The sequence below is a fragment of the Sphingomonas soli NBRC 100801 genome, assembly GCF_001591025.1.
GTDB lineage: Bacteria > Pseudomonadota > Alphaproteobacteria > Sphingomonadales > Sphingomonadaceae > Sphingomonas > Sphingomonas soli.
Window position 1 is genome coordinate 78,263 of sequence record NZ_BCTZ01000012.1, and the last position, 20,355, is coordinate 98,617.

Genomic DNA, 20,355 nt, shown 5'->3' on the forward strand with positions numbered 1-20,355 from the left:
AGCGCCCGCGAAAACTGTCGCAAGTCATCGTTCCAGCCGCATCTGGCGCATGACGCCTATCGCTTCCATGAACGGCGCATCGTGGCTGACCACGAGCAATGCGCCGTCATAACCGGCCAGCGCCGCCTCAACCACTTCGATCGATTCCAGGTCGAGATGGTTGGTCGGCTCATCGAGCAGCAGCAGCCAGGGCGGCCGCGCGCCGCCGAGCACGCAAGCAAGCCCCGCGCGCAGCCGCTCGCCGCCCGAAAGCGTGGCCACAGGCTGGTGCGCGTCGCGGTTGCGGAAGGCGAAGCGCGCGCATGCGGCATGTGCGGCCTGCGCATCCAGCCCAGGGTTCAGGCGCTGGAAATTCTCGAGGATCGTCTCGCCGGGCGCCAGCAGCGACACGTGCTGATCGAGCATCGCCAGCCGCCCCTCGGCGCAGCGCACCGTCCCCTCCCCGGGCTCGATCGCCCCCATTGCAAGGCGGAGCAAGCTGGATTTGCCTGCGCCATTGGGGCCGGTGACGCCCACCCGCTCGGCCCCGCGCATCGCGAAGCTCCACGGCCCGAGCCGCCGTCCCCCGACGCGAATCGTGGCACCCTCCATCGCCAGCACTTCGCGGTTCGCCGGCACGCCGCTGGGCTGCAGATCGATCCGGAAAGGATTGACGATCTCGACCTGCGCGCGCGCCGCCTCCAGCCGCGCCGCCGCCGCCGCCGCCAGCCGCCCGGCCAGATGACTCTCCCGCCCCACGCTGTTCTCGGCGCGCTCGGCCTGGCGGCCCAGCAATATCTTTGGCGCGGAGCCGCTGGCGGCAAAGGCGCGCCCAGCTCCGTCGCGCCGGTCCTTGCGCTCGCGCCGCTGCTGCGCCGCGCGCTCCGCCCCCCGCATCGCGCCGCTCGCTTTCTCCGGCTCCTCGCCGGCCCGCGCCCGTGCCGCATCGCGCGCGCTGGCGAAAGCGGACCAGCCGCCACCGAAGATGCGCACCCCCACCGGGGTGAGCTCGACGATGCGGTCCACCGCCTCCAGCAGCGTCCGGTCGTGACTGGCGACAAGCACACCGCCCCGCCACCCCGCGATCAGCGCGCCGATCGCCGTCCGGCCATCGGCATCGAGATTATTGGTCGGCTCATCGAGCAGGAGCAGATCGGGCGCATCGAGCAACAGCCGCGCAATCGCCACCCGCGTGCGCTCACCGCCGCTGAGCGACGCCATCACCCGATCGAGCGCGAAGCCCGGCAGCCCGGTCTGGGCGAGCGCAGCTTCGATTCGCGGCTCCAGGGTCCAATCCGCCTCGGCGAGATCCTCGTCGCTGCCATCGCCCCGCAGGATCCGCGCGCACCGGCCGAGCATCGCCGTCGCGCCGAGCACGTCGGACACCGCCAGATCGTCTGCCCAGTTCTGCACGAGCATGCCGATAGTGCCGCCGCGCGCGACGCTGCCCGCAAGGGGCGCGATCTCACCTGCGGCGATTCGCAGCAAGGTCGACTTGCCCGAACCGTTACGTCCGACCAGCCCGACGCGCTCGGCGCCGACCGACAGGGTCAGATTTTCGAAGAGCGTCCGCCGGTCAGGCGTAGCGGCGGAAAGCGAATCCAGCGTGAGAAAGGCTGTCATGGGGCACCATCGGAATCGTGAGAGCAAGGCGTGAAGCGCTGTGCATCCGATCCATGATTGCCTCCTGCTGATCTTTCACCCCACGGAACCGCCGGTTCCGGGTGAGAAGTGGTGCGGCCGAGAAGACTCGAACTTCCACGGGCTTTCGCCCACAACGACCTCAACGTTGCGCGTCTACCAGTTCCGCCACGGCCGCACGTGAATCACCGCCGGACGAGCCGACGGGCTGGTGAGGCGCGGCCACTAGCAATGCCTCCCGGGGATTGCAAGCGCTTCGCCAAAACCGTGCCGCCGCCGGGGGCCGAACCCGATGCCGCCACACCCGGCCCCGCGAACGCGGGTGGATTTGCCGGTAGCGGGTTCAGAGCCTAAGCCCCGCGATCCTATGAAGCTCACCCCCGCCCTTTCCGCCGAGACGCGCCGCATCCTCGCGCTGGCATGGCCGGTGATGCTCACGAGCCTGAACTGGACGCTGATCCAGCTTACCGACATCGTCGTGCTCGGCTGGACCGGCACCGAGCAGGTCGCGCAGTTCGGCGCGAGCCGCACCTTGCTGTTCGTCGTGGTGATGGTCGGGCTGGGATCGCTGACCGGCGTGATCGTCCATGCCTCGCGCGCGGACGGCGCGGGAGACCATGCGCGGACCGGCGCGGTGCTGCATCATGGTCTGGTCCTGTCGCTGGCGCTGGGGCTGGCGGTGGGCGCTGTGCTATATTTCTTTGCGCTGCCCCTGCTGGACGCGGTGGGCGTCGCACCCGAGATCGCGCCCGGCGCGGCGCGCGTCGTGGAGGCGATCGCCTTTGCCTATCCCTGCCAGCTCATCACCATCGCGGCGTCCTTCTTTCTCGAAGGGGTGAGCAAGCCGCGCCGCGTGATGGCGGTCAACCTGGTCATCCTGCCGCTCCACGCCGTGCTGGCTTATGCCTGGTCGGGGGGGCATTTCGGCCTGCCGGCATGGGGCGCCCTCGGCGCGGCATGGGCGACGACCGCCGCCGCCGCATGCAATGCCGGGCTGATGCTCGCTGCCGCCTGGACGCTGCCCGATGCCCGCGCGCGCGGCATCCACGCCTGGCGCAACCTGATGCGGCGCGAAACGCTGGCCGGGGCGTTCGCCCTGCTCGCCTTCGGGCTGATGCCGGCCTTGGCATCCGGACTCGAACTCGCCGGCTTCTCGGTGCTGATCAGCCTTTCGACCCAGCTCGGCGAGACCGTGACGCATGCCTTCGCGATCGTGTTTTCAGTGCATAACCTCATCTTCGGCGTCGCGCTGGGCCTGGGATCGGCGGCAGGCGTGCGGGTCGGCAACGCGGTGGGCGAAGGGCGGCCCGATCAGGCCGCCCCGCGCGCGCTGATCGCGATGACGCTGGCAGCCGCCGCCACCGGCGGGCTCGCGCTGATCATCCTGCTCGCCAGCCCGCTGATCATCGCCGCATTCCCCGCCACCCAAGCGGTGCACCAGGTGGCGGCGACGATGCTGCCTCTCTGGGCACCGTTCATCCTGTTCGACGGGGTGCAGGTGGTGTTCGTCTATGCGTTGCGCTCGCTCGGCGATCAGGTGGTCGCGGGCGTCAATTCGATCCTCGCATTCTTCGTCATCACGGGCGGCGCGGGCGTGCTGCTCGTATATGCGGGATGGGGCGCGATCGGGCTGGTGATCGCGTCGGGCGCGGGAATGGTCGCCGCGGCTCTGCTGAGCGGCGCGCGTCTATGGTGGGTCAGCCGCCGATTTCGCTCGCAAAGCTGAGCTGCACCACCTTGGCGGCCGGCACGTCCAGCTTCGCCGAGTTGAACTCGATCGCAGCCTTGGGCGCCAGATCGCGGGTCTGCGGCGTAATTCGCCACGAATAGACCAGCCGATCCTGCTGATCGCGAACCTCCACCCGGATATCGGGCACACGCTGCTTTTCGTCGGTGGGGTTCATCACCTTGCCCGAGATCGCGAACAATTCGCTGCCGCTGGGCATGGTGCGCAGTTCGACATTCTTGTCGATGAAGCGCAGCGGCGTTTCGGCCTCCGCGCCGATGCCGAGGCCCAGTTGCGCAGCAATGCCCGGCGCGCCCGAATAGAGGATCGCGCCGGTGCCGAGGAGCATCGAAAAGCCCGCGACGAACGCCGCCGCCGTCCAGCGCTTCGCCGGATTGCGGCGGGGCTTGAACGGGGGCTGGGGTGCAAACGGATCATATTCGGGAGCGGGCGCAGCGGACGAAACATCGTCATAGGTGCGTGCAACCGCCGGCGCGGCGGCAGCGGGCTCCGGCGCGGAGCGAGACTTGGGCGCAGCCGGGGCGGCCGGGCCCGCAACCGGTGCGGCCATTGCGGGTATGGCCCGGGTAGTCATGTCGGCGGCCGCGCTGGGCGCCTGGAACCAGCTGTGCTTGCAGCTCGCGCAACGCACCGTGCGCCCCTCCGCGCCGATGGCGCTGTCGGGGACGAGGTATCGCGTCCGGCACTGGCTGCATTCAAGGATCATCGACGCATCTCACCGGTCCGGCTGCCCACCGGCCGGCACATGACAGATTCTAGACGCTTCGAATCGCGCTCACAAGAGTCCCGCCCGCTTGAGCAAGACAATCCTGTGTGCGATGGCATGCGCCATGGCCAGCATCGTGCAATTCGAGAATGTCGGACTGCGCTATGGCACCGGCGCGGAAACACTGTCCGACATCACCATGTCGCTCAATTCCGGTGCCTTCTATTTCCTCACCGGCCCATCGGGCGCGGGCAAGACCTCGCTGCTCAAGATGCTCTACCTCGCCAAGCGGCCGACGCGCGGGGTGATCCGCCTGTTCGGCGAGGATGCCGGCGCGCTGCCGCGCGCTCGGCTGCCAGGCTTTCGCCGCCGGATCGGCGTGGTCTTCCAGGATTTCCGGCTGGTCCCGCACCTTTCGGCCTATGACAATATCGCGCTCCCCCTGCGCGTTGCCGGGGTGCATGAAAGCGATATCGAGGCGCCGGTGCGCGAGATGCTCGCCTGGGTCGGCCTCACCGATCGCGGCAAGGCCAAGCCGCCGACGCTTTCGGGCGGCGAGCAACAGCGGATCGCGATCGCGCGCGCGGTGATCGGGCGTCCCGAAATTCTTGTTGCCGACGAGCCCACCGGAAACGTCGATCCCGACATGGCCGAACGGCTGCTGCACCTGTTCGATTCGCTCAACCGGCTGGGCACCACCGTTGTGGTGGCGACGCACGACTTCCACCTGCTGAATCGCATTCCCAACGCGCATATGATGCGGCTCGAGAAGGGGCGGCTGAACGACCCGACCGGCGCGCTGCGCAATCCGCCGGGCGAGCGTTGATGCGCTTCAGCCTAAACCCCAACGCACCCGACAAGCGCCTGCTCGACGAGAGCCGCCGCACGCGCGCGATGACGTGGATCATGGCGATCATGCTGTTCCTGACCGTGCTGGCGGGCGCGCTGGGGCTGGGCATGTTCACCGCGACCGCGCAGCTCGACCGCCAGCTTGCCGGGCGGCTGACCGTGCAGATCGTCGAGCCCAATACGCAGATCCGCGACAGCCAGGCGGCGGCGATGGTCGCGGCGCTGGCCAGGGTACCCGGCGTAACCCGCGCGACCGAGGCGGACCGGGCGCGGCTGGCGGAGCTGCTCAAGCCCTGGCTCGGCGACGCGGGGCTCGATCCCGACCTGCCGATGCCCGCGATGATCGATGTCGAGATGCGCGGCGGCGATGTGGGCGCGGTCGAGCGCGCCGCCCGTGCGATCGATCCCAATGCGCGGATCGATCGGCACGCCCAATGGCTGGCACCGGTGCGCAGCTTCATGTCGACCATGAGCTGGTTTGCGGTGGGATTGATGCTGCTGATCGCTGCGGCCACCGCCACCGTCGTGCTGCTCGCGGCGCGGGCGGGGCTTGATACGCACCGCGACACGATCGAGGTGCTGCACATGCTGGGCTCGACCGACCTGCAGATCGCCCGCCTGTTTCAACGCCGCATCGCCTTTGACACGCTGGCCGGGGGACTGCTCGGCAGCGGCGCGGCGCTCGGCGTCGTCTGGTTCCTGCAATCTAGGATGGGCGCGCTCGGCTCCGAGATGCTCAGCGGCGTTGCCTTGCAGCAGCGGGACTGGTTCCTGCTGCTTCTGCTGCCCATCGGCTTCGCCCTGCTCGCCACCTTTGCCGCACGCATCTCCGTGCTCCGCGCCCTGGCCAAGACGCTATGATCTGGCGGTTCATCGCTTTGGTGCTGATGGGCTGGGCGCTCGGCTTCGCTGCGTTCATGCTGTCGCTCGGCAAGCCGCTGGAGGGGCGCAAGACCGACGCGATCGTCGTGCTGACGGGCGCATCGGGGCGCATTGCCCGCGGGCTGACCGTGCTGCGCGCGGGCGACGCCCGGCGGATGCTGGTAAGCGGCGTCGATCCCGACGTCCGTCCCGGCGAGTTTGCCGCGCAGTACAAGATCGATCGGAAGCTCTTCGCCAGCTCGATCGATCTCGGCTGGCAGGCGGTCGATACACGATCGAATGCGGACGAGACGCGCAAATGGGTCGAGCGCCACAAATATAAGAGCGTGCGGCTGGTCACTTCCGACTGGCATATGCCGCGTGCGAAGCTCGAGCTGTCGCACCAATTGCCGGGCGTCGAGGTGGTGGGCGATGCCGTGCCGAGCCATCCCGGCTTCGCGATGCTGTTTCGCGAATATCACAAATATCTGGTGCGCCGCGCCGCATTGCTGCTTGGCGCGGGCTGATGCTGCTGCTGCGCAATCTGCTGTTCGCAATCGCCTTTTACGGCGTTTCGGTGCCGTTCGTGCTGTTCGTGCCGATCGCCGGACTGTTCGGCGCGGCGGCGCTCCGCGGATATTGCGACGCCTGGGCGCGATACATGATCTGGTGCGCGCGCTGGATTCTCGGCATCCGCGTCCGCGTCGAGGGGCAGCCGCCCGCCGGGCCGGTATTCTTCGCGGCGAAGCATGAAAGCAATTTCGAAGCGGTGGAGCTCACCCCGCGCCTCGGCTCGCCCGCGCCGGTGCTGAAGCAGGAGCTGACGCGGATTCCGATCTGGGGATGGGCGGTGCAGCGTTACGGTGGAATCGTCGCCGATCGCGCGGCGAATGCGAGCGCGCTTCGATCGATGATGAAGGGCGCCAAGGCAACCCTGGCCCAGGGCCGATCGGTGCTGATCTTCCCCGAAGGCACGCGGACGCAGCCCGGCGAGCGGCCCAAATTGCGCTCGGGCTTTGCCGGGCTTTACCGCATCCTTGCCTTGCCGGTCGTGCCGATCGCCGTGAAGAGCGGGCATGTCTGGCCCAAAAAGGGGCTGAAGCGGCCGGGCACGGTTATCGTTTCGTTCGGCGAACCCATTCCGCCCGGCTTGCCCCGCCCGGAAATCGAGGCGCGCGTGCACGAAGCGATCAACGCGCTGAACTAGTCGTGCGAGCGGCCGAAATCGGGCGCTGCGTCGTCCTGCCCCTGTTCGATGATCGAGCGGCGCACGGCGCGGGTGCGGGTGAACAGGTCGAACAATTCGTCGCCCTTGCCCCAGCGGATCGCCCGCTGCAGCGCGCTCAGATCCTCCGAGAAGCGCTGGAGCATCTCGAGCACGCCCTCGCGATTGGCGAGGAACACGTCGCGCCACATGGTGGGGTCCGATGCGGCGATGCGGGTGAAATCGCGAAACCCGCCCGCCGAATATTTGATGACCTCGGACCGGGTGACCTCTTCCAGATCCGATGCCGTGCCCACGATCGTATAGGCGATCAGATGCGGCAAATGGCTGGTAATCGCGAGCACCCGGTCATGATGCGCGGGCGCCATCAGCTCGACCTCCGCGCCCAGCCGCCGCCAGAATTCGGAGACGCGCTCGATCGCCAGCGGATCGGTGCCCTCTGGCGGCGTGACGATGCACCAGCGCTTGCGGAACAGCGAGGCGAACCCCGCCTCGGGGCCGCTATTCTCAGTCCCCGCCACCGGATGCGCCGGCACGAACACCGCGCGGGGCAGCGCCGCGCCCACCGCCTCGATCACGCTTTCCTTGCACGATCCGACATCGCTGAGAATCGCATCGGCGGGCAGGTCCGCTCCGATCGCCGCCGCCGCATCGCCCATCGCGCCCACGGGCACGCAAAGGATCACCAGATCGGCATCGATCACCGCAGCGCCGGGCGTATCGGCAACATCGTCGCACAGCCCGATCCGCACCGCGGTCTCGCGGACGCCCGGATCGGCGTCATGGCCGGTCACCCGCACGCTGGGCATATGCTGCTTCACGCCGCGCGCGATCGACGATCCGATCAGGCCGAGCCCGACGATCGTGACGCGGCTGAACGGCAGCATCAGGCCCCCACGATCCGGCGCAAGGCCGCGGTGAGGCCGGTAATCTCCGCTTCGGTGCCGATCGTGATGCGCAGCCCGTGGGCCAGCCCCTGCCCCGGCAGCCAGCGCACGATATAGCCCGCGTCCATCAGCCCCTTATATGCGGTTTCGGCGCTCACTTCGCCCTCGAACAGGACGAGCAGGAAATTGGCCTTAGAGGGCACCGCGCGCAGCCCCTTGTTGCTCATCGCCGCGATCTGATCGGCGAACCATGCGCGCCACTTCGCATTGTGGCCATAGCTGTGCTCGACGAACTCCTTCGCGCCCAGCGCCGCGATCGCCGCGCGCGCCGCGCCGATGCCGAACGAGAAAGGCGCGCGGATGCGGTGCATCGCCGCGATCACGTCCGGATGGCCATAGCCCCAGCCGATCCGTTCGGACGCCAGGCCATAGATTTTCGAAAAGGTCCGCGTGACCAGTACGTTCGGCTGGGTGCGCGCGAGATCGAGCGCGCCATCATCGTCCTCGGGCGCGAGATATTCGGTATAGGCCTGATCGATCACCAGCAGCACATCGCCGGGCAGCCCGGCATGCAGCCGCGCGATATCGGCCTTTGGCGTATAGGTGCCCGTCGGATTGTTCGGATTGGCGAGGAACACGACGCGCGTCCGATCGGTCACCAGCGCCAGGATGGCGTCCACGTCGGTCGCATAATCCTTGTCCGGCGCAACCACCGGCGTCGCGCCCACGCGCCGCGCCGCGATATCGTACACCGCGAAGCCGAAGCGCACATAGATCACTTCGTCGCCCGGCCCGGCATATGCGCCCGCCGCGAGATGGAGCACCTCGTCGGAGCCGGTGCCATAGATGATCCGGTCCGCATCCAGATCGTAATGCGCCGCCAGCGCCTCGCGCAGATCGTGCGCGCTGGCGTCGGGATAGCGCTCGAGCTCATCCGCCGCGCTGGCATAGGCCGCGCGCGCCGCGTCCGGCGTGCCAAAGGGATTTTCGTTGGAGGAAAGCTTCGCGGCTTGGTTGCCCGAATCGGTGGTGGCGCGGCCGGGCACATAAGGCGCGATGGCCATTACCCAGGGCTTGGGGACAGGTGCGTTCATGGCCGCGCGGCTTGGCCGAACGGTTACCGGATGGCAAGGGTAGCGCGCTAGAACTGGCCACCGATACGGGGCCAAGGAGGGGCAATGCGGGGCAACCAGATGTTCTGGCGCGCACTGGAGATGGCGCGACGGAGCAATTTGCGGGAGGCGGGCGAAGCCCCGCCCGTGCAACGTTCCTTCGCATCTACGCGCCGCGCGCTGCTGAAGGCGATCGCCGCCGGCGGCGCGACGGCTGCGCTGCCCCGGCCCGCATTCGCCCGCGCGCCGGGGCGCGTCGCCATCATCGGCGGCGGCATCGCAGGGCTCTCCGCGCTGCATCACCTGCGCGAGGCCGGAGTGGACGCGCATGTCTATGAGGGCCGCAACCGCACCGGCGGCCGGATGTTCACCCACAGATCGGGCGACTGGACGTTCGAAGTGGGCGGCCAGCTGGTCAACACCGATCATTATGACATGCAGGGCCTCGCCAGGCGCTTCGGCGTGCCGTTGGTCGATCGCAAGGCCGATCCGCACAACACGCTGACGCTCGCCAATGGCCGGCTGCTCAGCGAAGCCGAGCTCGCCCAGGGCCTGCGCGGCATCGCGGCGCAGATCGGCAAGGATGCCGACCTGCTGGACAGGCATCCCGGGCGGATCTCGAAGGCGATCGATGCGATCTCGATCCATGATTATCTTGAGCGTCATGCCGGGCTGATCCACGAGCCCTGGGCGCGCCAGCTGCTCGAAGCGACGAGCCGGACCGAATATGGAGTCGAGCCGGACCGCGCCTCCGCCATCGGTCTGATCTTCAACCTGCCCACCGTGGATGGCGAGCGGGTCGAAGTGCTGGGCGGCTCGGACGAACGCTATGTGATTCAGGGCGGCAGCAGCGCGCTGATCGAAGCGATGACGGCGCATTATGCCGATCGGATCGAGACCGGAAAGCGCCTTGCCCGCATCGAGCGGCGCGGCGCGGGGGTACGGCTTGGCTTCCACGACGGCACCGCCGCAGACGCCGATACGGTCATCGTCACGGTGCCCGCGCCGCTGATGCGCCAGATCGATTTCCGCCTTCCCCTGCCCGCTGCATGGCGCGCCTTCATCGCCGAAATGGAGCTGGGATCGAACGAAAAGGTGCAGTCGGGCACCAGTGCGACGCCGTGGAAGGGCCCGATGGGGATTGGCGGCGAAGTCTGGCAGACCGATGCGAAGGACGGCTGGGCGCTGGGCTGGGACGGCAGCGTCCACCACGAGCACGCCGTCTCGCCGGTCTGGACCTGGTTCCTGGGGGGCGACGAAGTGCGCGACGCGCAGGCGCTCGCCCCGTCCGCGCTGGCCGCGAAATTCGCCGCGAGCGCCGCGCCCGCGATCCCCGGGCTGATCGAAGCCGCGACGGGGCCGTTCGCACGCACCAACTGGCACGCCCAGGCGCTGACGCTCGGCGCCTATGTGAACTATGCGCCCGGCCAGCTCAGCCGCTTCGCGCATCTGCTCTATATCGATTCGGACAACCCCGCCGAGCGTCAGGTGGCGAGTGCCGGGCGCGTCTGGTTTGCCGGCGAGCATCTGTCGGACGCCTTCCCCGGCTATATGAACGGCGCGGCGGAAACCGGGCGGATGGCGGCAGAGGCGATCACCGGCGTCAGGGCGGCTCCGATTCAACCAGGCGCCGCCGGTTCCTCCCCCGGAGGGGGGGTATCACTTTGACAAAACATACCACACCCCTGGTGCGGACGCCGACAGGCCTGCGCCAGGTTGAGAACCTTTAAGCGACCGCTTTCGGCAATAAGGCTGAACGGCCGGGATTGGGTGGGGAGCCGATATACCCCAGGTCGATACCCGTCATCCCGGACTTGTTCCGGGATCCACCGGGCGGCACTCGATGGACAAGAGCCTCCAGCCCAAACACCCGGGGCTTCGTGGACCCCGGAACAAGTCCGGGGTGACGAAGAATCAATCGAACTGCGTTCCGATGGTAAAGCGCGTTTTCGAGCGGCTGTTCATGCCGCCGCAAAGGGCGGCCCAAAGCACCGGGGGCCGAAGGGCGGCTAGCCCTTCCGGCGTTTTCGCTTCGGCCCGTGATGCTTCTTACGCCCTGACGGGAGTACCTTCGCGGTTAGACCGCCGATAGGCAAAGTGCTTGCCGACAATGCCGGAAATCGACTCCACCATGCGCTCGCGGTCGCTGATGCCGATCGCAAGGTGATACCCCCCCGGCGGGAGAGGGAGTTGTATTGCACCGTCTGGCGACACCCCTTAACGCGAGGACATGTCCGACGATCCGCGTTTCGGCCTTGCCCGCACCGTCACGATGCCGGGGCCGCTGCGCCTCGATGGCGGCGCTTTGCTGTCGCCCGTCGACATTGCCTATGAAACCTATGGCACGCTGAACGGCGATGCCGGCAACGCGGTGCTGATCTGCCACGCGCTCACCGGCGACCAGCATGTCGCGTCGGATCATCCCGTCACCGGCAAGCCCGGCTGGTGGACCCGCATGGTCGGGCCCGGCAAGCCGATCGATACGGATCGCTATTTCGTCATCTGCTCGAACGTGATCGGATCGTGCCTCGGCTCGTCCGGTCCCGCGACGGTCAACCCCGCGACCGGCAAGCCCTGGGGCATGGCCTTCCCGGTGATCACCATCCGCGACATGGTCCGCGCGCAGGCGATGCTGCTCGATCATCTGGGCATCGCGCGGCTCTATGCGGTGGTCGGCGGATCGATGGGGGGTATGCAGGCGCTGAGCTGGGCCGCGACGCTGCCCGATCGTGTCGCGGCCGCCGTGGTGATCGCCAGCGCGGCGCGCCATTCGGCGCAGAATATCGCGTTTCACGAAGTCGGCCGCCAGGCGATCATGGCCGATCCCAACTGGCGCGAGGGCGATTATTATGCCGATGGCGCGCCGCCCGCCGCCGGGCTCGCGGTCGCGCGCATGGCCGCGCACATCACCTATCTTTCCGAGGCGGGGCTCACAGCCAAGTTCGGCCGCAAGCTGCAAAGCCGCGAGCAAAAGACCTTCGGCTTCGATGCCGATTTCCAGGTGGAAAGCTATCTGCGCCATCAGGGGCTGAGCTTCGTCGAGCGGTTCGACGCCAATTCGTATCTCTACATCACCCGCGCGCTCGATTATTTCGACCTTGCCGAAGAGCATGGCACGCTGGCCAACGCCTTCAAGGGGTCGGCGACGCGCTTCTGCCTGGTCAGCTTCGACACCGACTGGCTCTATCCCACCAGCGAATCGCGCAGCATCGTCCATGCGATGAATGCGGCGGGAGCGGCGGCGAGCTTTGTCGAGCTCAGCTCGCCCTTCGGCCATGACGCCTTCCTGCTCGAATCGCCCGAGCTGGCGCGGGTGGTCGGCGGCTTCCTGCGCGCGGGAGGCCATTGATGCGCATCTCGTTCGACAGGGCCGGGCTGGATGTGGATCTGATCCACGCATTCCTGAGCGGCGCTTATTGGTCCGTCGGCATTCCGCGCCACATTGTCGAGCGCGCGATCGCCAACAGCCTGTGTGTCGCCGCGTTCGAGCCTGATGAGGAGGGGGTGGACGAGCAGGTCGGATTCGCCCGGGTGGTCACCGATCACGCCACCTTCGCCTATCTTGCCGACGTCTTCGTGCTGCCCGCGCATCGCGGCAAGGGCCTCGCGCGTTCGATGATCGAGGCGCTGCACGCGCATCCCGATCTGCAGGGGCTGCGGCGCTGGGTCTTGTTCACCAAGGATATGCAGCCGGTCTATGCCAAGCTCGGCTGGACGCCCTATCCGCATCCGCCCGAGCGGCTGATGGTCCGCGAAGATGCCAAGGTCTATACGCGATGAGCCTGCGCCCCGATCTTGCGATCATCGCCGCCAATGTCGCCAGGGGCAGCCGCGTGCTCGACGTGGGATGCGGCGATGGCGCGCTGATGGCGGCGCTTCGCGACGAACGGCAATGCGACGCGCGCGGGCTCGAGCTCAATGCGGGCGACGTCGCCTCGGCGGTCGCGCGCGGGCTTTCGGTGGTGCAGGGTGATGCGGACAGCGATCTCGCCGATTATCCCGATGCCAGCTTCGACTATGCGATCCTCAGCCAGACGCTCCAGACGACGCGCCGGCCGGACTGGGTGCTCGATCAGTTGCTGCGCATCGGCGGGCAGGCCTTTGTCTCCTTCCCCAATTTCGCGCATTGGCGGGTGCGCGCCTCGCTGCTCTGGGGCGGGCGGATGCCGGTCACCAGGCTGCTGCCGCTCAAATGGTATGCGACGCCCAATATCCACCATGTGACCATCGATGATTTCCGGGCGCTGGTGAAGGAACGCGGGATCCGGATCGAAGGCTGCTGGTTCCTGACCGGGGACAAGCAGACCGGCGCGGGGCTGGCCAATCTGCTTGCCGAACATGCCGTGTTCCTGCTGAGGAAATGAGATGCGCGCGCGGACGGTCACCGGAATTCACCCTGCGCTTCGCGACGATATCGGCGATCTGATCACCCGCCGTCCGCTGCCCGGCCCGCGCATCGGCAATATCGGCGCGTTCCTGTTCCTCAACCATCACGGGCCGCAAACCTATCCGCCGGGCAATCGCGGCCTTCCCTTTGGCCCGCATCCGCATCGCGGCTTCGAGACGGTGACCTTCATCCTGGAGGGCGAGCTGGCGCATACCGATTCGGCGGGGCACGAAAGCATCATCCGCGCGGGCGGGGTGCAGTGGATGACCGCGGGGAGCGGGATCGTGCATGCCGAGGTTTCGCCGGCCGCGTTCAAGCGCGATGGCGGCGCGATGGAGATCCTCCAGCTATGGCTGAACCTGCCTGCGCTGCTCAAGATGACCCCGCCGCGCTATTTCGGCGCGCAGGCGGATGCGATTCCGATGGTTTCCGCGCGCGGCGCGACGGTGCATCTGATCGCGGGCGAATATGCAGGGGCAGCCGGCCCGATCGAATCGCTTACCGGCACCTTCCTGTGCTGGGTGGATGCGGAAGCTGGGGCAGAGGTCCGCTTCGACGGACTGAGCGGGCGCGACGTGTTCCTCTATTGCGCGCGCGGCGCGATCGAGGTGGGCGGCGTTGCGGTGCCGCGCTTCCATCTTGCGCAGCTTGGCGAGGGGGAAACGCTCACCGTTGCCGCGCCGGAGCCCGCTCTGTTCCTGTTCGGCCATGCCGCACCCATCGGCGAACCGGTCGTCGCGCATGGCCCGTTCGTGATGAACACGGCAGAGGAAATACACCAGGCCTATGCCGATTATCAGGCGGGCAGGTTCGGCGTGGCCGAGATCGTCGAGCGCTGAGGCGCGCGCGGCGTCGATCAGAACGGAACGTCGTCGTCCAAATCGTCCGGAAAACCGCCGCTGAAGCCGCTCCCGCCCTTCTGCGCCCCGCTGTTGAAATTCCCCCCACCCCGCCCAGACGCCTGCCCGGCGAAATCATCGCCGCCGCTGGCGCCCCAATCGTCACCGCCGCCCGAGCTGCGCCCGCCGCCCTGGCCGCCGCCGGGCGCGCCGTCGAGCATGGTGAGCACCGAATTGAAGCCCTGTAGCACGATCTCGGTCGAATAGCGGTCCTGGCCCTGCTGGTCCTGCCACTTGCGGGTCTGGAGCGCCCCTTCGATATAGACCTTGCTGCCCTTGCGCAGATAACGCTCGGCTACATTGGCGAGGCCTTCGTTGAAGACCTTTACCGTGTGCCACTCGGTCTTCTCCTTGCGCTCGCCGCTGTTGCGGTCCTTCCAGCTTTCAGAAGTGGCGATGCGCAGTTCGACGACCTTGCCGCCGTTCTGGAAGCTGCGGCTCTCGGGATCGCGGCCGAGGTTACCGACCAGAATGACCTTGTTGACGCTGCCCGCCATGAATTGTCTCGCTTGAAAAAGGATGTGGCCGAAGGGCTAACCCGCGCAGACGCTTCGGGCAACAGACTCGACAAGCAAAAAGCTGTGGACCGCTAGAGCCCGAGCGCCTTAGCGGTCCAGAAGGTCAACCCGGCGGCGACGTAAGCCAGGGCGAACAGATAGGCGATCATCACGGTCGGCCATTTCCAGCCATTGGTCTCGCGCCGGGCAACTGCGATCGTCGACAGGCATTGCGGGGCGAAGACGAACCAGGCGAGAAAAGCGAGCGCGGTGGGCAGCGACCAGCGCGCGGAGAGCTGGGTGCCGAGCGCCTGTGCGCCAGCCTCTTCATCCTCGGCGTCAATCGAATAAACCGTCTCGAGCGCCGAAACCGCGACTTCGCGGGCGGCCATGGCGGGGATCACGGCTAGCGAAATTTCATGGTTGAAGCCGATGGGGCGCAAAACGACCTCAAGGCCGGATGCAATGCGCCCAGCGACGGAATATTCGCTCTGTTTCTGCCCCTCGGGCGCGACCGGATAGGAGGTCAGCACCCAGAGCACGACGGTCACCCCCATGATGATCGTGCCAGCGCGGCGCAGGAACACATAAGCGCGCTGCCACAGCCCGATCGCAACGTCGCGGATCGAGGGAAGCTGATAGCGTGGCATCTCCATCATGAAGCCGCCGCCGGCGCCCTTCGTAGCAGTCCGCCGCAACACCAGCGCCGCGAGCACCGCGCCGGCGATCCCGGTCAGATACAAGGCAAGCAGCACCAGTCCCTGCAAGCCGACCCCCGGCCCCACGCTGCGCGCGGGAATGAAAGCCCCGATGATCACCGCATAGACGGGAAGCCGTGCCGAACAGGTCATCAGCGGGGCGATCAGGATCGTGGTCAGCCGCTCACGCGGATCGTCGATCGAACGCGCCGCCATGATGCCGGGGATCGCGCAAGCGAAGGAGGAGAGCAGAGGAATGAACGACCGGCCCGAAAGCCCGACACCCGCCATCAGCCGATCCATCAGGAACGCCGCACGGACCATATAGCCGGATGCTTCGAGGATGAGGATGAAGAAGAACAGGATCACGATCTGCGGCAGGAAAACGACGACCGAGCCGACCCCGTTGATGACGCCTTCGACCAGCAGATCGCGCAGGAAATTGTCGGGGAGCGTGGCCGTGGCGGTCTCCGCCAGCCAGCCCTGGAACCCCTCGATCCAGCCGATCGGCGCTTCGGACCAGCTGAACACCGCCTGGAACATCGTGAACAGGATGCCGAGCAGGATGAGAGGGCCCAGCACCGGGTGCAGCACGACGCGGTCCAGCTGACGGGTGAAAATGCGCGAACGTGGTTGCTCGACGATTGCCTGCGCGGCGATCCGCCGTGCCTCACGCTGGAAATGGGTGATGTCGGCGTCGAGCACCGGCATGGCTTTGTCCGCAGCACCGGCCAGCCCCGCCACCGCATCCTTGAGTGCGTCGAGCCCGCGCTTGCGCACCGCCACGGTGGCGACCACCGGCACACCCAGCGCCTGCGACAGCTTGTCGATATCGATCGTGAGGCCATCGCGCGTCGCCATGTCGATCATGTTGAGCGCCAGCACCATCGGCCGTCCGAGCGCACGCAACTGGAGTACGAAGCGCAGATGGTTTTCCAGATTGGTGGCGTCGGCAACGACGATCAGCGCATCGGGCAACCGCTCGCCTTCCTGCCGCCCCAGGACGACGTCGCGCGTCACCTGCTCATCGGGGCTGGAGGGATCGAGGCTGTAGGTGCCGGGCAGATCGACCAGCTCGACCGGGCGACCATCGTTGAGCGCCATTCGCCCCGAATGCCGCTCCACCGTGACGCCAGGATAATTGCCGACCTTCTGCCGCGCGCCGGTAAGTGCGTTGAACAAGGCACTCTTGCCGGCATTCGGATTGCCGACCAGCGCGATCAGAGGTGTCATTTCCATGGTTTTCAGGCGGCCTGCACCACATGGATCGCGTCGCCGACATGCTTGCGCAGCGCCACGGTCATCCGCCCAATCCTGAGCGACATCGGCCCACCCAGCCAGCCGGATGGCTGGAGCAATTCGACTTCGACGCCCTCATCCAGCCCGAACTCGCGCAACCGCCGTGCCTCATTCGCCGCAAACTTGTGCCAGTCGATCGCGCTCACGACGCCCGGATGCATCGCGGTCAGATCGCCCACCGGAATTGACGCTGAAGAACTCATGATGCGATTGATTATCAATAACGCCGCTCAAGCGCTAGGGGTCATCACACCGCCGGATAACGCAAGCGCCCGATGAAGCGCGACAGGCTGAAATGATGCTCGGCGGGCTTGAGCCACTGCGCCTTGGCCTTTTCGAAGGCCATGATCCCGTCGATCCGGCGTGACAGGAAGGCGCGGGTTTCAGCATGGCCCTCGCTGGCGTCGTCGAGGAAAACGGTGACGGTGGCGGCATAGATTCCGCCCAGCATGGCGCGCTTCGTGTAATGGTTATAGTCGGTCGCGGTATCGCCTGCCGCTCGCCACATCACGTCCGCCGAGCGCCAGCCGAGCCTCGCCGCGCGCGCCACATTTTGCGGCAGCGCCAGCACGGCAAGCGCGCGGCGCAGCGATTCGCGATTCGGCGCGAGCAGATCGAGCCGCGCCTCCACCAGCGCGGCGATTCGCGCGCGAATCTTCATCGCGGCGAGCTTTTCGGGGGTCAGCCGGGCGAGCATCGCGGCATCGATGGACGCGAACCACGCATCGATCATCGCGACCGGGCCGTCCGAAAAAGCGAGCCGCGCGACATCGTGATCGACGCCCATCGCATCGGCGGCGGTATCGAGCGCGGCGACGCTCCAGCCATCGAATGCCGCATTGGCAGCCACCGCCGGCGCAAGCGCGAAGCGCAGTTCGTCGAGAGTCGCGTCGGCCAGGTCCATCATGCCGATTTAGGCTCCTTGTCCGCCGAAGCAACCTCGCTGCTGCGCACCAGCACCAACGCGACCGCGACGAGGATCGCGCCGATAATGTCCGCCGTCGCCAGCCGCTCGTCATAGATCGCCCAGCCGAGCGCCGCCGCCACCACCGGCTGGATCAGCAGCGCAAGCCCAATCACCAGCGGCGACAAATGCCCGAGCGCATAGATCATGCAGCCCTGCCCGATCAGCTGGCTGACGATCGCCAGCACGACCACCGGGGTCCAGTTGCCGGGCATCACCGTCTCGCCCATCGCCAATGCGAGAATCAGCAAGGGCGGGATCGTGGCGAGCGAGGATAGCGCGAGCGCGGTGATCGGCGACAGCCGTTCGCGGGCACGCGCCATGAAGACGAAATAGACCGCGTAGAGCACGCCAGCGAGCATGCAGAGCAGATCGCCGGTGAGATTGTCCGCAGAAAGGCTCGCCGAACGGCCAAGCAGCAAGGCCGCGCCGATGGCAGCGAGCAGCAGCGCCAGCCCCTGAAGCCGGGTCGGCCACATTCGCGCGGCAACAAAGCCGTAGATCGGGAAGATCAACGTCGCCGAGTTGCCGAACAGCGTGGAATTGGCGAGCGTGGTGTGGAGGATGCCGACATGCCAGCTCGAAAGATCGGCGGCGAAGGCGACCCCGGCGATCGCGAGCACGCCCCAAAGCCCGCGCGCACCTGAAACCGGCTTGTCCCCCATCATCACCGCGATGGCGAGGAACACGGGGGTGGCCAGCGCAATCCGCCAGAAGCCAGCCGCCACCGGGCCAACATCGGCCTCGCGCACGAACAGCGGTCCTGAGGCGAGCGCGACGTTCGCGATCACCAGCGCGATCACCGCGCGGCTTCTCGGCGAAATAGTTTTTGTTGGGGCGGCGTCGTAATGCATGCTGTCCCCTAGCGCCCTATCTCGCGCTCGTCACAACCTGAAAGATTTCGCATGCCCAACCTGTTTGATCCGATCCAGCTGGGCGATGTCGCTGCGCCCAACCGCATCCTGATGGCGCCGCTGACGAGGGGCCGGAGCACGCGCGAACATGTGCCGACGGCGATCATGGCGGATTATTACGCGCAGCGCGCCGCTGCGGGGCTGATCATTTCCGAAGGCACCGGCATCAGCCGCGAAGGGCTGGGCTGGCCCTACGCCCCGGGCCTGTGGACCGATGAGCAGGTCGAGGCCTGGAAGCCGGTGACCGAGGCGGTGCACAAGGCCGGCGGGCGCATCTTCACCCAGCTTTGGCATATGGGCCGCATCGTCCATCCCGATTTTCTGGGCGGAGCCGCGCCACTCTCGGCCTCGGCGACCACAGCGCCCTACAAGGCGCACACCTATAATGGCAAGCAGCCGTATGCGCAGGCCCGCGCCGCGACGCTGGACGACATCGCCCGCACGCTGGACGATTACTCGCTGGCCACGCGCAATGCGATCCGCGCCGGGTTCGACGGCGTCCAGCTCCACGCCGCCAATGGCTATCTGATCGACCAATTCCTGCGCGACAATTCCAATCTGCGCGACGACGATTATGGTGGCAGCCCCGAAAATCGCGGTCGCCTGCTTCGCGAAGTCGTCGCGCGGCTGATCGGGGAGGCGGGTGCGGGGCGCACCGCCGTGCGCTTCTCGCCCAATGGTGACACGCAGGGCGTCTTCGACAGCGATCCGGCATCGGTGTTCGTGCCCGCGGCTAAATGGCTGTCGGACCAGAACATCGCGTTCCTGGAATTGCGCGAACAGACCCCCACCGGCACCTTTGGCAGCTCGGACCAGCCGCGCGTCTCGCCCGCGATCCGGCAGGTGTTCCACGGGCCGCTGATCCTCAACCAGGATTATGATCTGAAGCGCGCGCAGGAGGAGATCGCATCAGGCCTGGCCGACGGCATCGCCTTTGGCCGCCCCTTCCTCGCTAACCCCGACCTAGTCGAGCGCCTGCGCCGCGACGCGCCGTTCAACGCCCCCAATGTGGCGACGTTCTACACGCAAGGCACCGAGGGCTATACCGATTATCCGTCACTCGTCCTGGCCGGGAGCTAGATCCGGACTTCTTGAACCCGATCCCCGCGAAAGCACGGACTCCGGGGGCACCCAGCGGCGCGCTGCCTGGCTCTGGGTCCCCGCTTTCGCGGGGATGACGGCCAATCGATCCGGCGCGACCCCGCCGGACGGCTCTACGCGCCGGGATATCCGTTCCCGGGCTGGTTGAGCTCGTCGAGGAATCGCGTCGATGCGGCGCGGAGGTTCTTTTGCGTCGCCTCGTTCATCAAGAGGAACGGGAGAATGAACAGGAGCGGCCAGAAAAAGAAGATCAGCACCATGCCGATCAGCGCCATCGCAACTGCCACGATGCGCAGGCCCTTCAACTTTTCCTGACCCGCCAGCGACACCGCGATCTGCCGGGGTCCCTTGTCATCATACCACGGCTTGGTGTGGAGCAAGCGAGCCCCGCGCTGATCGAGCGTCGACGCGCTCGTGCGTTCGACCCGCGATCGCCGCACCGCCCGCGCCGCCGCCTTCAGATCGCGCCGTGGCGCAGGCGCTGGATCAGCGAAGGGGCGCACCGGCGCGTTGCCGTTCCAGGTATCGACGACTTCCAGCCGCCGTCCGCGCTCCACCACCTTGTAGCGGGTGCGCGGCGCATCCATGC

The 20,355-nt window shown here is 67.2% G+C and carries 21 protein-coding genes and 1 tRNA gene; 11 read left to right on the forward strand and 11 right to left on the reverse strand.

Annotation, left to right across the window (positions count from 1 at the left end):
• Nucleotides 1–24: 24 nt before the first annotated feature.
• Complete coding sequence (locus SSO01S_RS08280; RefSeq protein ID WP_066798000.1) at nucleotides 25–1,602, reverse strand: ATP-binding cassette domain-containing protein; 1,578 nt, start codon at nucleotides 1,600–1,602, stop codon at nucleotides 25–27.
• 109 nt (nucleotides 1,603–1,711) lie between these two features.
• Nucleotides 1,712–1,798 (reverse strand) — tRNA-Leu (locus SSO01S_RS08285).
• Between the two features lie 189 nt (nucleotides 1,799–1,987).
• Between SSO01S_RS08285 and SSO01S_RS08290 the strand changes: the two genes are divergently transcribed.
• Nucleotides 1,988–3,346, forward strand: coding sequence for an MATE family efflux transporter (locus tag SSO01S_RS08290; RefSeq protein ID WP_066798003.1), 1,359 nt, complete (start codon nucleotides 1,988–1,990; stop codon nucleotides 3,344–3,346).
• Here SSO01S_RS08290 and SSO01S_RS08295 read toward each other — a convergent pair.
• Entirely contained in the window at nucleotides 3,318–4,073 is a 756-nt protein-coding gene (locus SSO01S_RS08295) for an MJ0042-type zinc finger domain-containing protein (RefSeq protein WP_066798006.1), read from the reverse strand. The two genes, SSO01S_RS08290 and SSO01S_RS08295, sit on opposite strands and share 29 nt — an antisense overlap.
• 124 nt (nucleotides 4,074–4,197) lie before the next feature.
• Here SSO01S_RS08295 and ftsE point away from each other — a divergent pair, with 124 nt between their 5' ends.
• From ftsE to SSO01S_RS08315, 4 genes are read left to right on the forward strand one after another with little or no spacing between them, the layout of a single operon-like run.
• Nucleotides 4,198–4,899: a cell division ATP-binding protein FtsE gene (ftsE, locus tag SSO01S_RS08300; protein ID WP_066798009.1), complete on the forward strand. Its 702-nt coding sequence runs from the start codon at nucleotides 4,198–4,200 to the stop codon at nucleotides 4,897–4,899.
• On the forward strand, nucleotides 4,899–5,783 hold the full coding sequence (locus SSO01S_RS08305) for a cell division protein FtsX (RefSeq protein WP_066798012.1): 885 nt from the start codon (nucleotides 4,899–4,901) through the stop codon (nucleotides 5,781–5,783). The genes ftsE and SSO01S_RS08305 overlap by 1 nt, the downstream gene beginning before the upstream one ends.
• Nucleotides 5,780–6,310 (forward strand): YdcF family protein, encoded by a 531-nt coding sequence (locus tag SSO01S_RS08310; RefSeq protein WP_066798015.1) that lies wholly within the window; start codon nucleotides 5,780–5,782, stop codon nucleotides 6,308–6,310. Before SSO01S_RS08305 ends, SSO01S_RS08310 begins: the two co-directional genes overlap by 4 nt.
• Nucleotides 6,310–6,990 carry a lysophospholipid acyltransferase family protein gene (locus SSO01S_RS08315; RefSeq protein ID WP_066798018.1) on the forward strand — a complete coding sequence of 227 codons (681 nt, stop codon included), beginning with the start codon at nucleotides 6,310–6,312 and terminating at the stop codon, nucleotides 6,988–6,990. The genes SSO01S_RS08310 and SSO01S_RS08315 overlap by 1 nt, the downstream gene beginning before the upstream one ends.
• On the opposite strand, the gene SSO01S_RS08320 is transcribed toward SSO01S_RS08315, so the two are convergent.
• Together SSO01S_RS08320 and hisC are read right to left on the reverse strand one after the other, a co-directional pair.
• On the reverse strand, nucleotides 6,987–7,895 hold the full coding sequence (locus tag SSO01S_RS08320) for a prephenate/arogenate dehydrogenase family protein (RefSeq protein WP_066798021.1): 909 nt from the start codon (nucleotides 7,893–7,895) through the stop codon (nucleotides 6,987–6,989). The two genes, SSO01S_RS08315 and SSO01S_RS08320, sit on opposite strands and share 4 nt — an antisense overlap.
• Nucleotides 7,895–8,989, reverse strand: coding sequence for a histidinol-phosphate transaminase (hisC, locus tag SSO01S_RS08325; RefSeq protein ID WP_066798024.1), 1,095 nt, complete (start codon nucleotides 8,987–8,989; stop codon nucleotides 7,895–7,897). The genes SSO01S_RS08320 and hisC overlap by 1 nt, the downstream gene beginning before the upstream one ends.
• 84 nt (nucleotides 8,990–9,073) lie before the next feature.
• On the opposite strand from hisC, the gene SSO01S_RS08330 reads away from it, so the two are divergent.
• The 5 genes from SSO01S_RS08330 to SSO01S_RS08350 all read left to right on the forward strand — a co-directional run bounded on the left by SSO01S_RS08330 (nucleotide 9,074) and on the right by SSO01S_RS08350 (nucleotide 14,233).
• Nucleotides 9,074–10,675 (forward strand): flavin monoamine oxidase family protein, encoded by a 1,602-nt coding sequence (locus SSO01S_RS08330; protein WP_066798028.1) that lies wholly within the window; start codon nucleotides 9,074–9,076, stop codon nucleotides 10,673–10,675.
• Between the two features lie 562 nt (nucleotides 10,676–11,237).
• On the forward strand, nucleotides 11,238–12,356 hold the full coding sequence (gene metX / locus SSO01S_RS08335; RefSeq protein ID WP_066798031.1) for a homoserine O-acetyltransferase MetX: 1,119 nt from the start codon (nucleotides 11,238–11,240) through the stop codon (nucleotides 12,354–12,356).
• Entirely contained in the window at nucleotides 12,356–12,787 is a 432-nt protein-coding gene (locus SSO01S_RS08340; RefSeq protein WP_066798033.1) for a GNAT family N-acetyltransferase, read from the forward strand. Before metX ends, SSO01S_RS08340 begins: the two co-directional genes overlap by 1 nt.
• Nucleotides 12,784–13,371 (forward strand): methionine biosynthesis protein MetW, encoded by a 588-nt coding sequence (gene metW / locus SSO01S_RS08345; protein ID WP_066798036.1) that lies wholly within the window; start codon nucleotides 12,784–12,786, stop codon nucleotides 13,369–13,371. Before SSO01S_RS08340 ends, metW begins: the two co-directional genes overlap by 4 nt.
• A 1-nt stretch (nucleotide 13,372) precedes the next feature.
• The gene (locus SSO01S_RS08350) at nucleotides 13,373–14,233 is read left to right on the forward strand and encodes a pirin family protein (RefSeq protein ID WP_066798039.1); all 861 of its coding nucleotides are present in this window, start codon (nucleotides 13,373–13,375) and stop codon (nucleotides 14,231–14,233) included.
• A 17-nt stretch (nucleotides 14,234–14,250) separates the two neighbouring features.
• On the opposite strand, the gene ssb is transcribed toward SSO01S_RS08350, so the two are convergent.
• The 5 genes from ssb to SSO01S_RS08375 form a co-directional block, all read right to left on the reverse strand.
• On the reverse strand, nucleotides 14,251–14,790 hold the full coding sequence (gene ssb, locus SSO01S_RS08355; RefSeq protein ID WP_066798041.1) for a single-stranded DNA-binding protein: 540 nt from the start codon (nucleotides 14,788–14,790) through the stop codon (nucleotides 14,251–14,253).
• A 92-nt stretch (nucleotides 14,791–14,882) separates the two neighbouring features.
• A complete protein-coding gene (gene feoB / locus SSO01S_RS08360; protein ID WP_066798044.1) occupies nucleotides 14,883–16,727 on the reverse strand; it encodes a ferrous iron transporter B in 1,845 nt (614 codons plus the stop codon).
• Between the two features lie 5 nt (nucleotides 16,728–16,732).
• A complete protein-coding gene (locus SSO01S_RS08365; RefSeq protein WP_083942933.1) occupies nucleotides 16,733–16,990 on the reverse strand; it encodes a FeoA family protein in 258 nt (85 codons plus the stop codon).
• A 44-nt stretch (nucleotides 16,991–17,034) separates the two neighbouring features.
• Nucleotides 17,035–17,691: a COQ9 family protein gene (locus tag SSO01S_RS08370; protein WP_066798047.1), complete on the reverse strand. Its 657-nt coding sequence runs from the start codon at nucleotides 17,689–17,691 to the stop codon at nucleotides 17,035–17,037.
• The gene (locus SSO01S_RS08375; protein WP_439646556.1) at nucleotides 17,691–18,554 is read right to left on the reverse strand and encodes a DMT family transporter; all 864 of its coding nucleotides are present in this window, start codon (nucleotides 18,552–18,554) and stop codon (nucleotides 17,691–17,693) included. Before SSO01S_RS08375 ends, SSO01S_RS08370 begins: the two co-directional genes overlap by 1 nt.
• A 102-nt stretch (nucleotides 18,555–18,656) precedes the next feature.
• Between SSO01S_RS08375 and SSO01S_RS08380 the strand changes: the two genes are divergently transcribed.
• The gene (locus SSO01S_RS08380; protein WP_066798051.1) at nucleotides 18,657–19,745 is read left to right on the forward strand and encodes an alkene reductase; all 1,089 of its coding nucleotides are present in this window, start codon (nucleotides 18,657–18,659) and stop codon (nucleotides 19,743–19,745) included.
• Nucleotides 19,746–19,879: 134 nt separating this feature from the next.
• On the opposite strand, the gene SSO01S_RS08385 is transcribed toward SSO01S_RS08380, so the two are convergent.
• On the reverse strand, nucleotides 19,880–20,353 hold the full coding sequence (locus tag SSO01S_RS08385; protein WP_066798054.1) for a hypothetical protein: 474 nt from the start codon (nucleotides 20,351–20,353) through the stop codon (nucleotides 19,880–19,882).
• Between the last annotated feature and the right edge of the window lie 2 nt (nucleotides 20,354–20,355).

Excerpts from the sequence above, each read along its gene's own strand:
- SSO01S_RS08280 (WP_066798000.1), bottom strand. The coding sequence starts at position 1,602 with ATGACAGCCTTTCTCACGCTGGATTCGCTTTCCGCCGCTACGCCTGAC.
- SSO01S_RS08290 (WP_066798003.1), top strand. The coding sequence starts at position 1,988 with ATGAAGCTCACCCCCGCCCTTTCCGCCGAGACGCGCCGCATCCTCGCG.
- SSO01S_RS08295 (WP_066798006.1), bottom strand. The coding sequence starts at position 4,073 with ATGATCCTTGAATGCAGCCAGTGCCGGACGCGATACCTCGTCCCCGAC.
- ftsE (WP_066798009.1), top strand. The coding sequence starts at position 4,198 with ATGGCCAGCATCGTGCAATTCGAGAATGTCGGACTGCGCTATGGCACC.
- SSO01S_RS08305 (WP_066798012.1), top strand. The coding sequence starts at position 4,899 with ATGCGCTTCAGCCTAAACCCCAACGCACCCGACAAGCGCCTGCTCGAC.
- SSO01S_RS08310 (WP_066798015.1), top strand. The coding sequence starts at position 5,780 with ATGATCTGGCGGTTCATCGCTTTGGTGCTGATGGGCTGGGCGCTCGGC.
- SSO01S_RS08315 (WP_066798018.1), top strand. The coding sequence starts at position 6,310 with ATGCTGCTGCTGCGCAATCTGCTGTTCGCAATCGCCTTTTACGGCGTT.
- SSO01S_RS08320 (WP_066798021.1), bottom strand. The coding sequence starts at position 7,895 with ATGCTGCCGTTCAGCCGCGTCACGATCGTCGGGCTCGGCCTGATCGGA.
- hisC (WP_066798024.1), bottom strand. The coding sequence starts at position 8,989 with ATGAACGCACCTGTCCCCAAGCCCTGGGTAATGGCCATCGCGCCTTAT.
- SSO01S_RS08330 (WP_066798028.1), top strand. The coding sequence starts at position 9,074 with ATGCGGGGCAACCAGATGTTCTGGCGCGCACTGGAGATGGCGCGACGG.
- metX (WP_066798031.1), top strand. The coding sequence starts at position 11,238 with ATGTCCGACGATCCGCGTTTCGGCCTTGCCCGCACCGTCACGATGCCG.
- SSO01S_RS08340 (WP_066798033.1), top strand. The coding sequence starts at position 12,356 with ATGCGCATCTCGTTCGACAGGGCCGGGCTGGATGTGGATCTGATCCAC.
- metW (WP_066798036.1), top strand. The coding sequence starts at position 12,784 with ATGAGCCTGCGCCCCGATCTTGCGATCATCGCCGCCAATGTCGCCAGG.
- SSO01S_RS08350 (WP_066798039.1), top strand. The coding sequence starts at position 13,373 with ATGCGCGCGCGGACGGTCACCGGAATTCACCCTGCGCTTCGCGACGAT.
- ssb (WP_066798041.1), bottom strand. The coding sequence starts at position 14,790 with ATGGCGGGCAGCGTCAACAAGGTCATTCTGGTCGGTAACCTCGGCCGC.
- feoB (WP_066798044.1), bottom strand. The coding sequence starts at position 16,727 with ATGGAAATGACACCTCTGATCGCGCTGGTCGGCAATCCGAATGCCGGC.
- SSO01S_RS08365 (WP_083942933.1), bottom strand. The coding sequence starts at position 16,990 with ATGAGTTCTTCAGCGTCAATTCCGGTGGGCGATCTGACCGCGATGCAT.
- SSO01S_RS08370 (WP_066798047.1), bottom strand. The coding sequence starts at position 17,691 with ATGGACCTGGCCGACGCGACTCTCGACGAACTGCGCTTCGCGCTTGCG.
- SSO01S_RS08380 (WP_066798051.1), top strand. The coding sequence starts at position 18,657 with ATGCCCAACCTGTTTGATCCGATCCAGCTGGGCGATGTCGCTGCGCCC.
- SSO01S_RS08385 (WP_066798054.1), bottom strand. The coding sequence starts at position 20,353 with ATGGATGCGCCGCGCACCCGCTACAAGGTGGTGGAGCGCGGACGGCGG.